General features: G+C 72.0%; 14 protein-coding genes and 1 pseudogene. 6 read left to right on the plus strand and 9 right to left on the minus strand.

All coding sequences use genetic code 11. From position 1 onward, the window contains the following. Positions 1-111 precede the first annotated feature (111 nt). From ACZ6ZP_RS23235 to ACZ6ZP_RS23245, 3 genes are all read right to left on the minus strand, one after another. Entirely contained in the window at positions 112-2,457 is a 2,346-nt protein-coding gene (locus tag ACZ6ZP_RS23235; RefSeq protein ID WP_469408209.1) for an ATP-binding cassette domain-containing protein, read from the minus strand. Positions 2,458-2,496: 39 nt separating this feature from the next. After that, positions 2,497-3,498 (minus strand): LLM class flavin-dependent oxidoreductase, encoded by a 1,002-nt coding sequence (locus ACZ6ZP_RS23240; RefSeq protein WP_383821472.1) that lies wholly within the window; start codon positions 3,496-3,498, stop codon positions 2,497-2,499. A gap of 115 nt (positions 3,499-3,613) precedes the next feature. Next, positions 3,614-3,934, minus strand: a complete 321-nt coding sequence (locus ACZ6ZP_RS23245; protein WP_361473568.1) for a winged helix-turn-helix transcriptional regulator — start codon at positions 3,932-3,934, stop codon at positions 3,614-3,616. Positions 3,935-4,220: 286 nt separating this feature from the next. Between ACZ6ZP_RS23245 and ACZ6ZP_RS23250 the strand changes: the two genes are divergently transcribed. Genes ACZ6ZP_RS23250 through ACZ6ZP_RS23265 form a run of 4 tightly spaced genes read left to right on the plus strand, consistent with a single transcriptional unit; the run spans position 4,221 to position 7,908 of the window. Next, positions 4,221-5,066 (plus strand): helix-turn-helix domain-containing protein, encoded by an 846-nt coding sequence (locus tag ACZ6ZP_RS23250; protein WP_351164181.1) that lies wholly within the window; start codon positions 4,221-4,223, stop codon positions 5,064-5,066. After that, positions 5,063-5,860 carry an SAM-dependent methyltransferase gene (locus ACZ6ZP_RS23255; protein ID WP_351164182.1) on the plus strand — a complete coding sequence of 266 codons (798 nt, stop codon included), beginning with the start codon at positions 5,063-5,065 and terminating at the stop codon, positions 5,858-5,860. Before ACZ6ZP_RS23250 ends, ACZ6ZP_RS23255 begins: the two co-directional genes overlap by 4 nt. Then, the gene (locus tag ACZ6ZP_RS23260; protein WP_469408211.1) at positions 5,857-7,383 is read left to right on the plus strand and encodes a helix-turn-helix domain-containing protein; all 1,527 of its coding nucleotides are present in this window, start codon (positions 5,857-5,859) and stop codon (positions 7,381-7,383) included. Before ACZ6ZP_RS23255 ends, ACZ6ZP_RS23260 begins: the two co-directional genes overlap by 4 nt. Before the next feature lie 36 nt (positions 7,384-7,419). Beyond that, positions 7,420-7,908: a phosphatase domain-containing protein gene (locus ACZ6ZP_RS23265; protein WP_361473561.1), complete on the plus strand. Its 489-nt coding sequence runs from the start codon at positions 7,420-7,422 to the stop codon at positions 7,906-7,908. A 17-nt stretch (positions 7,909-7,925) separates the two neighbouring features. On the opposite strand, the gene ACZ6ZP_RS23270 is transcribed toward ACZ6ZP_RS23265, so the two are convergent. Both ACZ6ZP_RS23270 and ACZ6ZP_RS23275 read right to left on the minus strand, forming a co-directional pair. Next, positions 7,926-8,147: a dodecin gene (locus tag ACZ6ZP_RS23270; protein WP_160509111.1), complete on the minus strand. Its 222-nt coding sequence runs from the start codon at positions 8,145-8,147 to the stop codon at positions 7,926-7,928. Positions 8,148-8,196: 49 nt separating this feature from the next. Then, positions 8,197-8,982, minus strand: coding sequence for a GntR family transcriptional regulator (locus ACZ6ZP_RS23275; RefSeq protein ID WP_383821666.1), 786 nt, complete (start codon positions 8,980-8,982; stop codon positions 8,197-8,199). Between the two features lie 322 nt (positions 8,983-9,304). Here ACZ6ZP_RS23275 and ACZ6ZP_RS23280 point away from each other — a divergent pair. Further along, positions 9,305-10,108, plus strand: a pseudogene (locus ACZ6ZP_RS23280) (glycoside hydrolase family 16 protein); the annotation flags it as partial. 183 nt (positions 10,109-10,291) lie between these two features. Beyond that, positions 10,292-11,545 carry an extracellular solute-binding protein gene (locus ACZ6ZP_RS23285; RefSeq protein WP_383821663.1) on the plus strand — a complete coding sequence of 418 codons (1,254 nt, stop codon included), beginning with the start codon at positions 10,292-10,294 and terminating at the stop codon, positions 11,543-11,545. Between the two features lie 50 nt (positions 11,546-11,595). Here ACZ6ZP_RS23285 and egtD read toward each other — a convergent pair whose 3' ends face one another. From egtD to egtA, 4 genes are read right to left on the minus strand one after another with little or no spacing between them, the layout of a single operon-like run. Further along, positions 11,596-12,558, minus strand: a complete 963-nt coding sequence (gene egtD / locus ACZ6ZP_RS23290) for an L-histidine N(alpha)-methyltransferase (protein ID WP_351164185.1) — start codon at positions 12,556-12,558, stop codon at positions 11,596-11,598. Beyond that, positions 12,555-13,310 (minus strand): ergothioneine biosynthesis protein EgtC, encoded by a 756-nt coding sequence (gene egtC / locus ACZ6ZP_RS23295; RefSeq protein ID WP_351164186.1) that lies wholly within the window; start codon positions 13,308-13,310, stop codon positions 12,555-12,557. The genes egtD and egtC overlap by 4 nt, the downstream gene beginning before the upstream one ends. Continuing rightward, positions 13,310-14,647, minus strand: coding sequence for an ergothioneine biosynthesis protein EgtB (egtB, locus tag ACZ6ZP_RS23300; protein WP_366464381.1), 1,338 nt, complete (start codon positions 14,645-14,647; stop codon positions 13,310-13,312). Before egtB ends, egtC begins: the two co-directional genes overlap by 1 nt. Then, entirely contained in the window at positions 14,644-15,975 is a 1,332-nt protein-coding gene (gene egtA / locus ACZ6ZP_RS23305; RefSeq protein ID WP_351164189.1) for an ergothioneine biosynthesis glutamate--cysteine ligase EgtA, read from the minus strand. The genes egtB and egtA overlap by 4 nt, the downstream gene beginning before the upstream one ends. Positions 15,976-16,189: the final 214 nt, after the last annotated feature.

A 16,189-nucleotide genomic window follows, 5' to 3' on the forward strand; every position in this document is an offset into this window, starting at 1 on the left:
CAACCGAACATCGAGAACTGAACGCGGCGAGCGATCAACCCCACCGCTTTGTTCAGTACTTGATTTAAGGCAGACTCACGGGCCCCGTCAAGGAGTTGGTGTGTACCAGCCTCACCGGTCCCCACCCGTCGCCCGCGCCAGATACGGCGCCGTCCGGCTCCCCTCGGCACCCGCCACCGCGGCGGGCGGCCCCGATGCGACCACGCGACCGCCCTCGTCGCCGCCGCCGGGACCCAGGTCGATCACCCAGTCCGCGCCCGCCACCACCGCCATGTCGTGCTCGACGACCACCACCGAGTGGCCCGCGTCGACCAGGCCGTGCAGCTGCCGCATCAGGACCTCGACGTCGGCCGGGTGCAGTCCGGTCGTCGGTTCGTCCAGGAGGTAGAGCGTGTGGCCGCGCCGCACCCGCTGCAACTCGCTGGCCAGCTTGATGCGCTGGGCCTCGCCGCCCGAGAGCTCCGTCGCCGGCTGGCCGAGGCGCAGATAGCCCAGCCCCACGTCGAGGAGGGTCCGCAGGCTGCGGGCGACGGCCGGGGTGTCCGCGAAGAACTCCGCGGCCGACTCCACCGTCAGGTCGAGCACCTCCGCGATGTTCCGTCCGTGGTACGTCACTTCGAGGGTCCCGGGGTTGTAGCGCGCGCCCCCGCAGTCGGGGCACGGCGCGTACGTGCTGGGCAGGAAGAGCAGCTCCACGCTCACGAACCCCTCGCCCTGACAGGTCTCGCACCGCCCGCCCGCGACGTTGAACGAGAAGCGCCCCACGCCGAAACCCCGTGTCCGTGCCGCGTCCGTGGCCGCGAAGGCCTTGCGCACGACATCGAAGAGGCCGGTGTAGGTGGCCAGATTGGAGCGCGGTGTGCGGCCGATCGGCTTCTGGTCGACGCACACCAGACGTCCCACGCCGTCCAGGTCCTCGGTGACCTCGCCGATGAGCGTGGACTTGCCCGAACCGGAGACGCCGGTGACGGCGGTGAAGGCGCCGAGCGGGAACTCGGCCGTCACGTCGCGCAGGTTGTGCCGGCTCACGGGGCCGACCTTCAGCCAGCCGAGCGGGGTGCGCACCCGGCGCTCCGGAGCGGGCTCGCGGTCGAAGAGGAAGCGGGCCGTGGCGGACCGCGGCACGCTCTCCAGGTCCGCCACCGGGCCGCTGTGCAGGACCTGCCCGCCGTGCTCACCGGCGTCCGGGCCCACGTCGACGAGCCAGTCCGCATGGCGCATGACGTCGAGATGGTGCTCCACGACGAAGACCGAGTTGCCCGCGGCCTTGAGCCGGTCGAGGACGGTGAGCAGGGACTCGGTGTCCGCCGGGTGCAGACCGGCCGACGGCTCGTCCAGGACGTACACCACGCCGAAGAGACCGGAGCGCAACTGGGTGGCCAGGCGCAGTCGTTGGAGCTCGCCCGCGGAGAGGGTGGGCGTGGCGCGGTCCGGGCTCAGATAGCCCAGGCCCAGTTCGGTGATGGTGGCGATGCGGGCGAGGAGATCGTCGGACAGGACGCGGGCCGCTTCCGAACCCCCTTCGCCCTCCAGGGACTTGGCCAGCTCCGAGAGGGGCAGCGCGGCGAGATCGGCGATCGTACGGCCCGCGAACGTGACCGCCATCGCCTCCGGACGCAGCCTGCTGCCGCCGCACGCCGGGCAGTCGGCACTTGCCAGGAAGCGCTCGGCCTTGGCGCGCAGCGTCTGGCTCTTGGAGTCCGAGAACGTCTTCATCACATAGCGCCGGGCGCTCATGTACGTGCCCTGGTACGGGCGTTGGATGCGGCCCGCGTCCCGCACCGGGTGCACCGTCACCACCGGCTGCTCGTCCGTGAACAGGATCCAGTCCCGGTCCGCCCGCGGCAGCTCGCGCCACGGGCGGTCGACGTCATGCCCGAGGGCGTCGAGCACGTCCCGGAGGTTCTTGCCCTGCCAGGCGCCGGGCCAGGCGGCGATCGCGCCCTCCCGGATGGAGAGGGACGGGTCGGGGACGAGCAGGTCCTCGGTCGTGCGGTGCACGCGGCCCAGGCCGTGGCACTCCGGGCAGGCCCCGGCGGCCGTGTTCGGCGAGAAGGAGTCCGAATCGAGCCGCTCGGCACCCTCGGGGTAGGTGCCGGCGCGCGAGAAGAGCATGCGCAGCGAGTTCGAGAGGTTGGTGACCGTGCCCACCGAGGAGCGGGACGTGGGTGCCGAGCGCCGCTGCTGGAGCGAGACCGCGGGGGGCAGGCCGGTGATCTCTCCGACCTTCGGCGCCCCCACCTGGTGGATCAGGCGTCTGGCGTACGGTGCGACGGACTCGAAGTAGCGCCGCTGGGCCTCCGCGTAGATCGTCCCGAAGGCGAGCGAGGACTTCCCCGAGCCGGAGACACCGGTGAAGACCGCCAGGACGTCGCGCGGGACGTCCACGTCGACGTCCCGCAGATTGTGCTCGCGGGCACCCCGGACACGTACGAACGGATCGTGGGGGCTGTGCATGGGGACTCCGTACGCGGCTCGGGGGCAAACCCCACGATTCTAGGTGGCGGCCAGACCCGCGACCCGAGCCAGCCGCCGGAAGGAGTCGAGGAGGCCCTCGCGGTCGTACGTACTGGTCGTGACCAGCACTTCTTGCGCCCCGGTCTCCTTGATCAGTGTCTCGATCTCGTCGGCCACCTGGTCCTCCGTGCCGTGGATCTGGCCGAGGAGCCCGGATTCGTAGAAACCGCGCTCCTTCTCGGTCATCCGCATCTGCGGCGACTCGATGCGCTCGGCCGGGGGCAGGGGCGGGAACGTGCCGTGGGTGCGCGAGTACGCCATCGACCAGGCCTCCGGGATCAGCAGGTGGCGGGCCTCCTCGGGCGTCCCGGCGACGGCGACGGTGCCCGAGACGACGACATACGGCTCGCTGGACCACTCCGAGGGCCGGAAGGAGGTGCGGTAGTGCTCGATGCCGCGGAGCATCTTCTCGCGGCTCTTGATGTCGCCGATGACCATTGGGAGCCCGGCCCGGGCCGCGATGGTGGCGCCCTCGCCGATGGCCAGGACGAACGGCGGGACGCGCAGACCCTCGGCGGGGCGGGCGTGCGCCCCGGTGTCCGATGTACCGCGGAACCAGCCCAGGAGCTCGGTGAGCTGCGCCGCGAAGTCGTCGGCGTCGTGCTTGTCCCGGCCCAGCGCCTTGCGCACCCCGTCGGTGAAGCCCACCGACCGGCCGAGGCCCATGTCGATGCGCCCGGGGAAGAGGGCTTCGAGCACCCCGAACTGCTCGGCGACGACGAGGGGTTGGTGGTTCGGCAGCATCACGCCGCCGGTGCCGACCCGGATGGTGCGCGTCGCGGCGGCGACGGCGGAGGCGAGGACGGTCGGCGCGGAGCCCGCGACACCCGGCACCGCGTGGTGCTCGGACACCCAGAAACGGTGGTAGCCGAGGTCTTCGAGCTCCTTGGCCAGGCGCACGGTGTCGCGCAGGGCCTCGGCGCCGTCGTGCCCCTCGCGGGTGCGGGAACGGTCGAGGACGGAGAACCGGGTCGCTTCCACACGAGATCCCTTCGCCGGGCGGGGATCGCGTTCTGATCTCCTCCGTGGTCTCCATGATCCGTCAGGTGCGGGAAGCGGGCAAAGTGATTTCGATCGCCGTGAAGGATGGGGCCCGCTACTCCTCGGGCACTCTCTGCCGCATCCCCTGGACCCGGACCACAAGGGCGGAGTGTGCTTCCGTCCACTCGGCGGCGGGCGCCATGACCGTCAGGAGCTCCCGGGCCGGCTGGGCGAGACGGTACGTCGTGGCGTACGGGTAGCCCAACGCCCGCTCGCGCTCGACGAGCTCTCCCTGCGTGAGGCGCTGCAGGGTCCGGCTCAGCATGGCCTCCTCGAGGTAATGGTGGGCGGTTCCGGGCCAGTTGCTGACGGGGGTCTGCGCGCGAACCGTATTCAGCAGTTCCGTGTACTTCAGCGGTCCGTCATTGAGGGCCACGAGGACGTCCCAATGCCATTCGCCGTTCAACAATCGGAAGAAGTCATGGATTCGCTGAAGGTATCGCTCGTCGCTCGGCGGAAGACCGGGAGTTCTTTCTGTTTTTGATTTCAACTTACGTGTTCTCACGGATAGTTGATCATCCCTTCGCCTGGTTCGGTCCGCTTCTCTCGCCCTGGGGAATGAGGCCATACAAAGGGTTGCGCGCAACGATTGCAAGGTACAGAGTGTGCACGATCCACAAGTTGCGGTAAGTGCGGTAACTGCGGGCGCAGGGGGGGTGTTTGTGGCTCGCGAACGATCCGGCCGGACCGTCGCGCATCTCGTTCTGGCCACCCGGCTGAAGACCCTGCGCGAGTCGGCGGGGCTCAGTTTCCAGCAGGCGGCCGAAGCTCTCGGCGCCCACCCGGCGACCGTCCGCCGCATCGAGCAGGCCCAGACGTCCCTGGACGCGGGTCAGGTCTCCACGCTCCTTGCGCTGTACGGGGCGGGCCCGGCGGAGACCGGGGAATTCCTCGGGAAGCTGGCGGCCGCCAACCGCCCCGGGTGGTGGCATCCGTGGCGCGCCGTCATGGACGCCTGGGAGCTGGACCTGATGAGCGTGGAGTCCGCGGCCAGCATCGTCCGGACCTGGCACCCCTCGCTCGTCCCCGCCCTGCTGCGCACCCCGGCCTATGCCCGTGCCGTCGACGACGTCCTGCGCCCGGACCTGTCCCCTGCGGACAAGGACCGGCGCACCGAGTTCCTGATGGAGCGTCAAGAACGGTTGCGTGCCCAGCAGACGCGTCTTTGGGCCCTGATGTCGGCCGCTTCCCTGCACACGCGCGTAGGGGACGCGGAGATCATGGCCGGGCAGCGGAAGTCGCTCCGGGCCGCCGCCGAGCGACCCGAGGTGACCTTGCAGATCCACCCGCTGGACGGGCCGGTGCACGCCATGACCGGCAATCCGCCGCTCACCGTCTACCGGGTCGAAGTACCGGAGATCTCCGACCACGTGGTCCGCGAGGGAGGCCTGCCCGGCACGGCCGACGTCTGGGACGCGCACGAGACCGTGACGGCCTACCTCATGCTCCTCGACTACTCCTGCACCGCCGCGTCCCACCCCCACAAATCGAAAGAGGAACTGGTGTGACCGAACCGACGAAGCTGCCCCCGGAGATAGACACGACCGTCGCCCACAGCGCGCGGGTCTGGAACTACTGGCTGGGCGGCAAGGACAACTTCCCCGCCGACCAGCAGGCCGGGGACGCCTATCGCGACAAGTACCCGATGATCGAGCAATTCGCCCGTGAGTCACGGGACTTCCTGCGGCGCACGGTCAGCTATCTCGCACGGGACGCCGGCATCCGCCAGTTCCTCGACCTGGGCGCCGGATTACCGACCGCCAACAACACCCACGAGGTCGCCCAGCGCATCGCCCCCGAATCCCGCGTGGTCTATGTGGACCACGACCCGCTCGTCCTGCTGCACGTGCACGCGATGCGCACCAGTACCCCTGAGGGCGCCACCGCCTATGTGCTTGCGGACATGCGCGACACGGACACGGTCCTGCGGGGTGCGACCGAGACCCTGGACCTGACCCGGCCCGTCGCCCTGGTGATCAATGACGTGCTCGGCCACATCGTGGACTGGGACGACGCCCTGTCGCTCGTGCGCCGCCTGGTGGAGAGACTTCCCTCGGGCAGCTATCTGGCCCTGAGCCACTCCACCGCATCGGACGAGGAACACCGCAAGGTGCAGGAGGAGTACAACAACTCCGGGGCGATTCCCTACATCTTCCGCGAGCCGGAGGTCACCGTCGCCTTCTTCGACGGCCTCGAACTGGTCGAACCCGGCTTCGTCTCCTGGCCCAACTGGCGGCCCGACCCCACCACGGACCGGACCACCGAGAGGGCGGGCTGGGGCGCCGTCGCGCGCATTCCGTGACGACGAGCAGGGCGGGCCGCGCGCAGCACCGCGCGGGGCCCGCGCCCGCCGCACCCGTCGAGGACACGCGCGCGCCCGCCGCACCCGTCGAGGACACGCGCGCGCCCGCCGCACCCGTCGAGGACACGCCGTACGAAGCGGCGCGACGGCTCACGCGTGCGGCGGGCCGCTCCGGCGACATGCTGATCGCCGAGGCCGCCGCCCTGGCCGACGGCTGGGCCGCCGTGGTGCACCCGGTGGCAGGCGCCGTCCACTGCCACCCGCACAGCGCCGGGCCCGCGGCCGTGCGCGCCGCGGCGCACCCCAAGGCCCACCCGCACCTCACCGTCCAGCAGGTGGCCGATGCCGCCTTGGTCATCGGCCCCGGCAGAGCGACGCCCGCACCCCGGGCCGCCCTGATCGCGCAGATCACCGCCGACCTGCTGCTGGTGCGGGCCCGGCAGGCCGAGGAGACGCGCGGCGCCGAGCAGCGGCTGCACGCCGCCGCGCTGCACCTCCTGCTGCACGGCCGGCACCGCCTGGCCGTCGACGTGCTCGGCACCGGCGCCGCCCACCTCACGCACGCCACGGTGTACCGGCTGGCCGGAAGCACCGCCCACACCGCACACCAGGCCCTGTGGCGAGCGGCGCAGTCCGGGGTGTCCTTCGGCGACACCCGGATGCTCGTCGGCCTGGACGGGCCGGAACTGGTGGTCGTCGCCCTGCACGGCGCCCAGGAGAGCCACAGCCCGGCGCTCCCGCTCCTGGCCCGGATCACCGAGCGGTACCGGCTGACCGGCGGGGCGGCCGACCCCGCGCCCCTGGACATGGTTCCCACCGCCTGGGGCGAGGCCGGGACCGCGCGCAACAGCGCCGCCGTCGGCTGCCTCATCCCCGCGGCCGGCCTCGGGGCGCACGGGCTGCTGCGTGTCCTGCCCGCGGACCGGCTCGCCGCCTGGTCCGCGGCCGTCCTTCAGCCCTTGGACCGTGAGCGGCGCCGGACCCTGGAGGCCTGGCTGCGGTCGGGCTCGGCCCAGGCCGCGGTGCCGGCCCTCGGGGTGTCCGAGGGCACGGTCCGCTCACGGCTGCGCGGCATCGGCGCCCTGCTCGCGGCCGACCTCGACGACCCCACCGTGCAGGCGCAGCTGCTGCTGGCCCTGCGCGCCCCGGCACCGCCCGAGCCCGCCACCACGTACGTACGCCTTCCCGCCGCGCCGCTGCCCCCTGAGCTGATCGGCCCCGGGCAGGCCGACCGCTGGGCGTCCGCCCTGCTCGAACCGCTGGACGCGCGGCTGCGCACCGCACTGCGGTGCTGGCTCGGGCAGCGCGGCCGGACCGCTCCCGCCGCCGCCGCGCTGGGACTGCACCGGACCACCCTCACCGCCTGGCTGGACAAGTGCGGCCGGCTCCTGGGGCTGGACCTGTCGTCCGCGACCGTGAGGGCCGAGCTGCATCTGGCCGCCGAGACGATCGCGCCTCCGGGAGACGGGTCGGCCGCTCTGCCGCGTCGTGGGGGCAGGACCTACCGAGGGGCGCGGGCCTAGCTTCGGGGACCCGCGGGGATTGCCTACGCTGGGCGCGTGACGGACGACAGCAGGCCTCTGGCCGTATTCGACCTGGACGGCACCCTCGCGGACACCGGGCACCGCCAGCGCTTCCTGGAGCGCAAGCCGCGCGACTGGGCCGCCTTCTTCGCGGCGGCACCGGACGACCCGCCGCTGGAGCAGGGCGTGGCGCTCGCCCTGGAGAGCACGCGGGCGTGCGAGGTCGTCTACCTCACGGGCAGGCCGGAGCGGTGCCGCAGGGACACCGTGGCGTGGCTCGCGGCGCAGGGGCTTCCCGAGGGGCGGATCTGGATGCGCCGCAACGACGACCGGCGCCCCGCCCGCCGCACCAAGCTGGAGATCCTGAAGAAGATCTCCGGGTCACGCGAGGTCCGGATGCTGGTGGACGACGACGAGCTGGTGTGCGACGAGGCCGAGCGGGCGGGATTCACGGTCGTACGGGCGCGCTGGGCGAGCACGTCCGCCGCGCTGAAGGACGCGCAGGAGCGCGAGGGGCGGACGTGACCGCTCGGCGGTGAGGGTCAGGCGCTGTCGCCGTCCTCCAGGCGGAAACCGACCTTCAGGCCCACCTGGTAGTGCTCGATCTCGCCGTTCTCGATGTGGCCGCGCACCTGGGTGACCTCGAACCAGTCCAGCGAGCGCAGCGTCTGCGAGGCGCGGGCGATGCCGTTGCGGATGGCCTGGTCGACGCCCTCGTGCGAGGTGCCGACGATCTCGGTGACCCGGTAGGTGTGGTCGGACATCAGGATGTTCCTCTCCGCCGTGTGGTGACCTCACCGCCGTGGGGTGAGGTCACTCCACCGTGCCCCACCACGCCGCGGTGCGCGAGGCGGTGGGCGCGGGGTGCTCTTCGGCACCGTCCAGTTCGAGCCGCGAGACGATGCGGTAGCGGTCGCCTCGGTAGAGGGAGCGCACGTACTCCACCGGGCGGTCCTCGCTGTCCGTGGTGATGCGGTCGAAGAGCAGCGCGGGGGAGAGCACGGGCACGCCGAGCAGCGCCGCCTCGTCCTCCGTCAGGACCGTGGGCTCGATGGACTGCGCGGCGTGCGCGGGGCGGATGCGGCGGGCCTCGCGGAGGTGGGCGTAGAAGCCGGACTCCACCTGCGCGGGGGTGAGCCCCGGGGCGAGAGCGGCCGGGACGTGCAGATGCTCCAGGGCGATGGGCTCGCCGTCGACCAGGCGCAGCCGCACCACGTACACGAGCCCGGCGGCGGGCGAGATGCGCAGCTTGCGGCCGACCCGCGCCCCGGCCCGGACCGTGCTGAAGTCGAGGACGCGGCTCGTCCAGTCGCCGGCGGCCCGTGGTGCGGTCAGCGGGCGGCTGCCCGGCGCCAGCTCCTGCGTCACCTTGGCTCGGGCCACGAACATGCCGCGGCCGTGCTCGCGCACCAGCAGACCCGAGGCGACCAGCGTGTCGACGGCGGCGCGCAACGTCGGCCGGGAGACACCCAGTTCGGTGCAGAGCGTGCGCTCCGAGGGGATCGCGTCGCCGGGGCGGCGGGCCTCGATCAGATCGAGCAGGACCTCGCGCACCCGCTCGCGCTTGAGTACGCCGCCGGATGTGCCCCGCTGGTCCATCGATGCCGCCGCCCTTCCCGAGCCGTCCACGCCGCGCAACGCCCTTTCGCGCAAGGGGACTTGACGCCCCCAGTGGTCTATGCCACCTTCAGTCCTCGCGAGTGGTCAGCTTACCAATTGGTAAGGCCACGGTGTGTCGTTGTACCGCACCTCCCCCCACGCGAAAGGAACCAAGTCGATGAACCGACACCGCTCCAGCGTGAGACTCCGGGTCCGTACGGCCGTCGCGGTCGCGGTGGCGGCGGGGCTCGGCCTCGCCGGTCCTGCCGCACTGCCCGCGTCCGCCGCGCCCGACGCCGGTGGCGCGGCGGCCGTCGCCGCCCCCGCGCTCTTCGACGACTTCGACTACACCGGGCACGGCGACCCGAAGATCTCCGCGCATGGCTGGAACATCCGCTCCAACGCGGGCGGCCCCGGCGTCCCCGGAGCGTCCTGGGTGCCCGAGAACGTCACCTTCTCCGCCGCCGACGGCAACTCCGTCATGAACCTGGAGACGTCGACCGCGGGCACGGGCGCCTCGACCGAGCAGACCGAGATCCTCACCAAGGCGGTCAAGTTCAGGAACGGCACCTACGCGGCCCGCGTGAAGTACGCCGACGCGCCCAGGTCCGGCCCCGACGGGGACCACCTCGTGCAGGCGTTCTTCGCCATCAACGACCTCAAGGCCCCGATGGCGGACGACTACTCCGAGTACGACTTCGAGTACCTGCCCAACGGAGGCTGGGGCGAGCCGGCCAACATCCTCTACACCACGTCCTGGGAGACGTTCAACCCCGAGCCGTGGGAGGCCGTCAACCAGCACACCGAGGTGCGGCAGAGCTACGCGGGCTGGCACGACGTGGTGTTCACCATCGACGACAGCACCATCAAGTACTACGTCGACGGGCGGCTGTTCGGTACGCACGACGCCAAGTACCTGCCGGAGCGTCCCATGTCCATCAACTTCAACCAGTGGCTCATCGACCTGGCGGGCCAGTCGGGCACCGCCCCGCGCGCCTACGACCAGCAGGTCGACTACGTCCTGCACGTCAAGGACCAGGTCCTCACCCCGGAGCAGGTGAAGGCGCAGGTCAGCTCCTACCGCAGTGCGGGTACGGCGTTCGAGGACACCGTCCCCGGCAGCTGATCCGACCCCGGGAACGGCACCGGAATCTGCGATCCCGGTGCCGTTCCCCCTTGACCGACCCATTGGTACAGACCAAAATCCAGCCGTACCCGTTCGAGCCACCAGCTCACCCCCACGTCGGGCCGACCTTCCCCTGTCCGCAGGAAGAAAGTGACCCACGTGAAACCGCACCGCCGCGTCGCCATGTCCCTGTCCCTCGTCCTCGCCGCCACCGTGCTGCTCCCCGGATGCGGCGTCCTGCCGGGCGGGGAAGAGGAGAAGCGGACCGTCACCGTGTGGCTCATGCGGGGCAGTGCGTCGGCGGAGTTCATCAAGAGGTTCACCACGGACTTCGAGGAGCGCCACGGCGACATCGACCTCCGGATACGCCTCCAGGAGTGGACCGGCGTCGGCGACAAGGTCAAGGCCGCGCTCAAGGCCGAGGACGGGCCCGACGTCATCGAGGTCGGCAACACCCAGGTCGCCCAGTACGTCGACGAGGGCGGACTCTACGACCTCACCCTGGAGTCCGCGCGCGACCTCGGCATGAAGCAGTGGCTGCCCGGCCTGGCCGAGCCGGGCCGGTACAACGGCAGCCAGTACGGCATCCCTTGGTACGCGGCCAACCGCGTCGTCATCTACAACAAGGACCTCTTCGCGCGGGCCGGGATCGAGGAGCCCCCGAAGACGCGCGCGCAGTGGATCGCCGACACCAAGAAGCTCAACTCCGGCGGCGACCAGGGGATCTACCTGGCGGGCCAGGACTGGTACACCCTGGCCGGCTTCATCTGGGACGAGGGCGGCGAACTGGCCACGGAGGCCAAGGGGTCACGAGGCGTGTGGGAGGGCAGCCTGCACACGCCCGCGGCGCTGCGGGGCATGGAGTTCTACCGGCAGCTGCAGGCACTGGGCCAGGGCCCCCGGGACGCGGACGAGGAGCACCCGCCGCAGGCCGGCGTTTTCGCCGAGGGAAACGTGGCGCAGATCGTCGCCGTGCCGGGCACGGCGCGGGCCATCGAGGAGAAGAACCCCGAACTGAAGGGGAAGCTCGGCTACTTCCCCATCCCGGGCAAGACGGCGGCGAAGCCGGGGGCGGTCTTCACCGGCGGGTCCGACCTCGTCGTGCGCGGGAAGACGGACGACCGCAGGGCCGCGGTCGCCGTGATCGAGGCCCTCGCGGGCAAGAAGTGGCAGAAGGACCTGGCCAGGACCATGAACTACGTGCCCAACAAGACGACGCTGGCCTCCGCCGTCTCGGGCGAGGAGGGGGTCGCCGCGATGGCCGCGGGCGCCGCACGGGGCCGGGCGACCCCGGCCTCGCCGAAGTGGGCGGCGGTGGAGGCGGACAACCCCATCAAGGCGTACATGTCCAAGGTGCTGGCCGGGAGCGACCCGACGACGGAGGCGAAGGCGGCCTCGCGCCGGATCACCCGGGAGCTGGACGTCAGCGGGTCGTGAGGCGGGGGCGCCCGGCGGGCCGGAGAGGGCCCGCCGGGCGCCGGGAGCCCCTAGCGCGCCACGCTCAGCGACAGCGCGAAGCGTGCCCTCTCGTCCGTCCACCAGTGGGTCAGCTTCAGGTCCGCCGCGGCCAGTTCGGACCGCACCCCCTCCTCCCGGAACTTCGCCGAGATCTCGGTGCGCATCTCCTCGTGGCGGTCGAAGTCGACCGCCAGGTCAAGGGCCGGGATCTTCACCGTCTGGGCGGCGCGGGAGCGCAGGCGCATCTCGATCCACTCGTGCTCGCGGTCCCAGACGGCCACGTGCGAGAACGCGTCGGGGTCGAAGTCCGCGCCCAGCTCGCGGTTGATCACGGTCAGGACGTTCTTGTTGAAGGAGGCCGTGACGCCCGACCCGTCGTCGTACGCCGAGACGAGCACGGACTCCTCCTTCACCAGGTCCGTGCCGAGCAGCAGCGCGTCACCGGGGGAGAGCAGGGTGCGCACCGACGTGAGGAACGCGGTGCGCTCGGCGGGCAGCAGATTGCCGATCGTGCCGCCCAGGAAGGCGACCAGGCGCGGACCCGGGGTGCCCGGCAGGGCGAGGCCGCGGGTGAAGTCGGCGATCAGGGCGTGCACGTTCAGGGCGGGGCGCGAGGCGATGAGGGCGTTGGCGGCGCCGGTGAGCGCGCTCTCGCTCACGTCCACGGGGACGTACGTGTGCAGGTCATCGAGCGCGTCGATCAGGTGGCGGGTCTTCTCCGAGGAGCCCGAGCCCAGCTCGATCAGTGTGCGCGCGCCCGTCACGCCGGCGATCTCCGTGGCGCGCGTCTGCAGGATCTCGCGCTCGGCGCGCGTGGGGTAGTACTCGGGGAGCGTGGTGATCTCGTCGAAGAGCGCGCTGCCCCGCGCGTCGTAGAACCACTTGGGCGGCAGCGTCTTGGGCGTGTGGGTGAGGCCGTGCAGGACGTCGGCGCGCAGGGCGGCGTCGGTGGCGTCCAGGGGCAGGGTGCGGGTCAGCTGGAACGGGCTCACGCGGTGGGCTCCTTGAGCGGGGTCAGCAGGACATCGGTTCGGCTGGCGGCGAGCAGGGTGCGGTCGGGCACCTGGCGCCAGTGCGGATCGTCGTCGTAGGGCTCGGAGGCCACGACGGTGCGGCGGCCCGGTTCGGTGAGATACCAGAGGGTGTCCCCCCAGGCGGTCGCGGCGATCGTCTCGCCGTTGGTGAGCAGGAGGTTGAGGCGCGATCCGGGGGCCGCCTCCGCGACCTCGGTCACGGTGTCCGCGAGGGCCTGGCCCTCGTCGTCGCCGCTGCGCAGCCGGTGCAGGACGAGCGCCCACACGAGGGCGGAGTCGCACCGCGCCTCCATGGACAGGAGGTCGGCGGACGGCAGCAGCCGGGACACCGGGGCCAGCGAGTGCGGCCAGCCGGTGACCGCGCCGTTGTGGCTGAACAGCCAGGTCCCGGCGGAGAACGGCGCCGCCGCCGCTTCCCCGTCCGCGCCCGCCTCGGTCGCGTCGCGCACCGCGGCGAGCAGGGCCCCGGACCGGACGACCCGGGCCAGGTCCGCGAAGGACCGGTCGCCCCAGATCGGCCCGGAGCGGCGGTAGCGCGCGGGCACCGGATCGCCTTCGGCGTACCAGCCCACCCCGAATCCATCGGCGTTGACCGTGCCGTAGCGCTGCTGCCGCGGCGCCCAGGACTGCCGGAACAGGCTGTGCGCGGGGTCCACCAGGAGCTTGCCCAGCGGCTCTTCGGGGCCGAGGAAGGCCAGATGACGGCACATCAGACGGTCTCCGTCGGATCCGCGTCGCGCGCGGTGCGGAACCCGGAGAAGATCTGCCGCCGCACCGGGTGGTCCCAGTTGCGGAACGTGCCACGGCACGCCACCTCGTCCACGGAGAACGCCCCGCCGCGCAGCACCTTGTAGTCGCCGCCGAAGAAGACGTCCGAGTACTCGCGGTAGGGGAAGGCGGCGAATCCCGGGTAGGGCAGGAAGTCGCTCGACGTCCACTCCCACACGTCGCCGATCAACTGGCGTACGCCGAGCGGGGACTCACCGGCCGGATAGCTGCCGGCCGGAGCCGGGCGCAGATGCCGCTGGCCCAGGTTCGCGCGCTCGGGCGTGGGGTCCGCGTCGCCCCACGGGTAGCGCATCGAGCGGTCGGTGGCCGGGTCGTGCCGGGCGGCCTTCTCCCACTCCTCCTCGCTGGGCAGCCGACGGCCCGCCCAGCGGGCGTACGCGTCCGCCTCGTACCAACTGACGTGCAGCACCGGCTCGTCGGGCGGCACGGCCTCGACGGTCCCGAAGTGGCGGCGCAGCCACCGGCCGCCCTCCTGGCGCCAGAACAGCGGCGCCGAGAGGTTGTTGCCGCGGACCATGTCCCAGCCCGCCGGGGTCCACCACTGCTGCCGGGCATAGCCGCCGTCGGCGATGAAGCGCTGGTATTCGGCGTTGGTCACCGGCGTCGTGTCGATGTAGAAGGGCGGGACCAGCCGGTGGTGCGCGGGACGTTCGTTGTCCAGTGCCCACGGCTCGGTGGACGTGCCCATCGTGAACGGGCCGCCCGGTACGAGGACTTCGGCAGGGCCCTTGAACGGCGGTGCGGGCGCGGGGTCCGGGGCCGTGAGCGCCGTGGGGCCCGAGCGCAGCTGATGGGTGATCAGCATCGTCTCGTCGTGCTGCTGTTCGTGCTGCGCGATCATGCCGAAGGCGAAGCCCGCGTCGGTCAGCGGTGATCCGCGGAAGGGCGTGCTCTCCAGTACGTCCAGGGCGCGCCCCCGCACCTCGGCCGCGTACCGGCGGGCCTCGGCGGGCGCGAGCAGCGGCAGGCTCGGCCGCTCGGAGCGGGGGTGCTCGAAGGCGTCGTACAGGCCGTCGATCTCGGGACGCATGGCGTCACGTCCCGCCACCGCGCGCAGCAGCCACATCTCTTCCTGGTTGCCGATGTGCGCCAGGTCCCAGACCAGCGGCGACATCAACGGCGAGTGCTGTGCGGTCAGTTCGGGCTCTTCGACGCACGTGGTGAGGAGCGAGGTGCGGTCCCGGGCGGTGAGGAGCGCCGCCAGGGCGCGCCGCCGAAGCGCATCGGGGTCGCTGACGGTTCCGGTCGTCGGAGTCATCGCAGGATGCCCTTCTCGTGCTCGTGGTCGTAGGGGTGGCCGTCCCGGTGCCCGTCGAGCAGGTCGTCCGCCGGGCAGCGGCCCCGCGTGACATACCGCTCGGCGTAGGCGGCGACGGCTTCTTGGACCTCGGTGCTCGCGCCCGTCCGGGGCAGCGCCTCGGCGGCCGCCGCGAAGCAGGCGGCCGCGGCCTCGCGCAGCTCCGGGTCGGCGAGCCCGTGCCGCGCCGCGTCCAGCCACAGCGGGCTGCGCGGCGCCGCGGGCGCGCCGGGCGGGCAGGCGCGCTCGGCCAGCGGCTTCAGGGCGCGGTAGGCGGTCTCGGCCGCCTGCGGGTCGTCGAACAGCGCGCTCGTCACGGCCAGCGGCACGATCCAGCCGTGCTCGCCGGGCTGGGCGTCGACCATCCGCAGCTCCAGATGGCCACGCGGGCGTACGGGCGGGAAGAGCGTGGTCAGGTGGTAGTCGAGGTCGTCGCGGGTCGGCGGGCGCGGCCCGCCCGAGCGCGCCCAGGTGCGGAAGGTCAGCCCTTCCGGCACGGTCCAGGGCGCTTCCTCGTCGTCCCCGGCTCTGATGAACATCACCGGTGCGTCGAGGGCGTGCCGCGCCCAGGCCGTCCGCGGCTCGGCGTCCAGCGAAGGCGCGCCGGACGTGCCCGGATCGATCGACGCCCACACCGCCTGCCGCGTGGAGCGCCAGCCGGTGGAACGCCCGTCCTGGACCGGTGAGTTGGCGAACGCGGCGACCAGTACGGGGCCCAGCAGATGCGCGAGCCGCCAGCGCCGGCCGTAGCCGAGCGGGCCCGGCTCCTCGTGCCCGGCGTCCAGGCAGATCTGCACGGAGGCCGTGGAGCACATCATGCGGCGGCCGGCGGGGCCCGCGCGGTCGAGATAGCGCTCCATCGCGTCATAGCGCGGCCGGTGCAGGATGCGGGACGGCGGGCGCCAGGGATCGGCACCCAGGCCGGTGAGCGTCAGGTCCAGGGCGGCGAGTCGATCACGTACGAGGGAGAGATCGGCCGATACGGCGGATACGCACTCCATGAGCGAGGCGGCGGGGAGCGAGCTGAGCTCCAGCTGGCCGCCTGGTTCGACGGTGATCAGGGAGTGCAGGGGCAGGGCCCGCAGTGCGGCGTAGGCCGCTTCGAGGCGGGCGGGGGACACGGGCAGGTGGAGCCGGTGCGGCTCATGGATCAGCCATTCGAGTTCGACACCGGTGATACGCGGCGGTCCTGTCTTGAAGCAGATGCCGGTGACCAGCGCCTCCGCCTCGGACTCGGATACCGCGGTGCCGTACTTCGCGCGGTACGTCGTACAGTCACCCTCGGGCATGCAGGGGTCCTCCTGTTCAAGTTCTGCCTGGTCCAGCGGTTTCGGACCACCCGGTCAACTCGATGTGGGATGGGTTGAGCTGATCTGGGTCGGCAGCGCTCGTACCACCCAAGACCTTGTCGGCCGTTCGCACAAGAGTGCCCTTGGGGCCAACCCGTGCCGGGTAATTCTGTTGCGGCGGGCGATGCGCGGAGCTCACGATGCGTTCATGTGT

It is taken from the genome of Streptomyces sp. NPDC054047, assembly GCF_055585065.1.

Bases quoted from the DNA above. Each gene is read 5' to 3' on its own strand.
- ACZ6ZP_RS23275 (WP_383821666.1), bottom strand. From the start codon at position 8,982: ATGGACCAGCGGGGCACATCCGGCGGCGTACTCAAGCGCGAGCGGGTG.
- egtA (WP_351164189.1), bottom strand. From the start codon at position 15,975: ATGCCCGAGGGTGACTGTACGACGTACCGCGCGAAGTACGGCACCGCG.
- ACZ6ZP_RS23270 (WP_160509111.1), bottom strand. From the start codon at position 8,147: ATGTCCGACCACACCTACCGGGTCACCGAGATCGTCGGCACCTCGCAC.
- egtC (WP_351164186.1), bottom strand. From the start codon at position 13,310: ATGTGCCGTCATCTGGCCTTCCTCGGCCCCGAAGAGCCGCTGGGCAAG.
- ACZ6ZP_RS23235 (WP_469408209.1), bottom strand. From the start codon at position 2,457: ATGCACAGCCCCCACGATCCGTTCGTACGTGTCCGGGGTGCCCGCGAG.
- egtB (WP_366464381.1), bottom strand. From the start codon at position 14,647: ATGACTCCGACGACCGGAACCGTCAGCGACCCCGATGCGCTTCGGCGG.
- ACZ6ZP_RS23285 (WP_383821663.1), top strand. From the start codon at position 10,292: ATGTCCCTGTCCCTCGTCCTCGCCGCCACCGTGCTGCTCCCCGGATGC.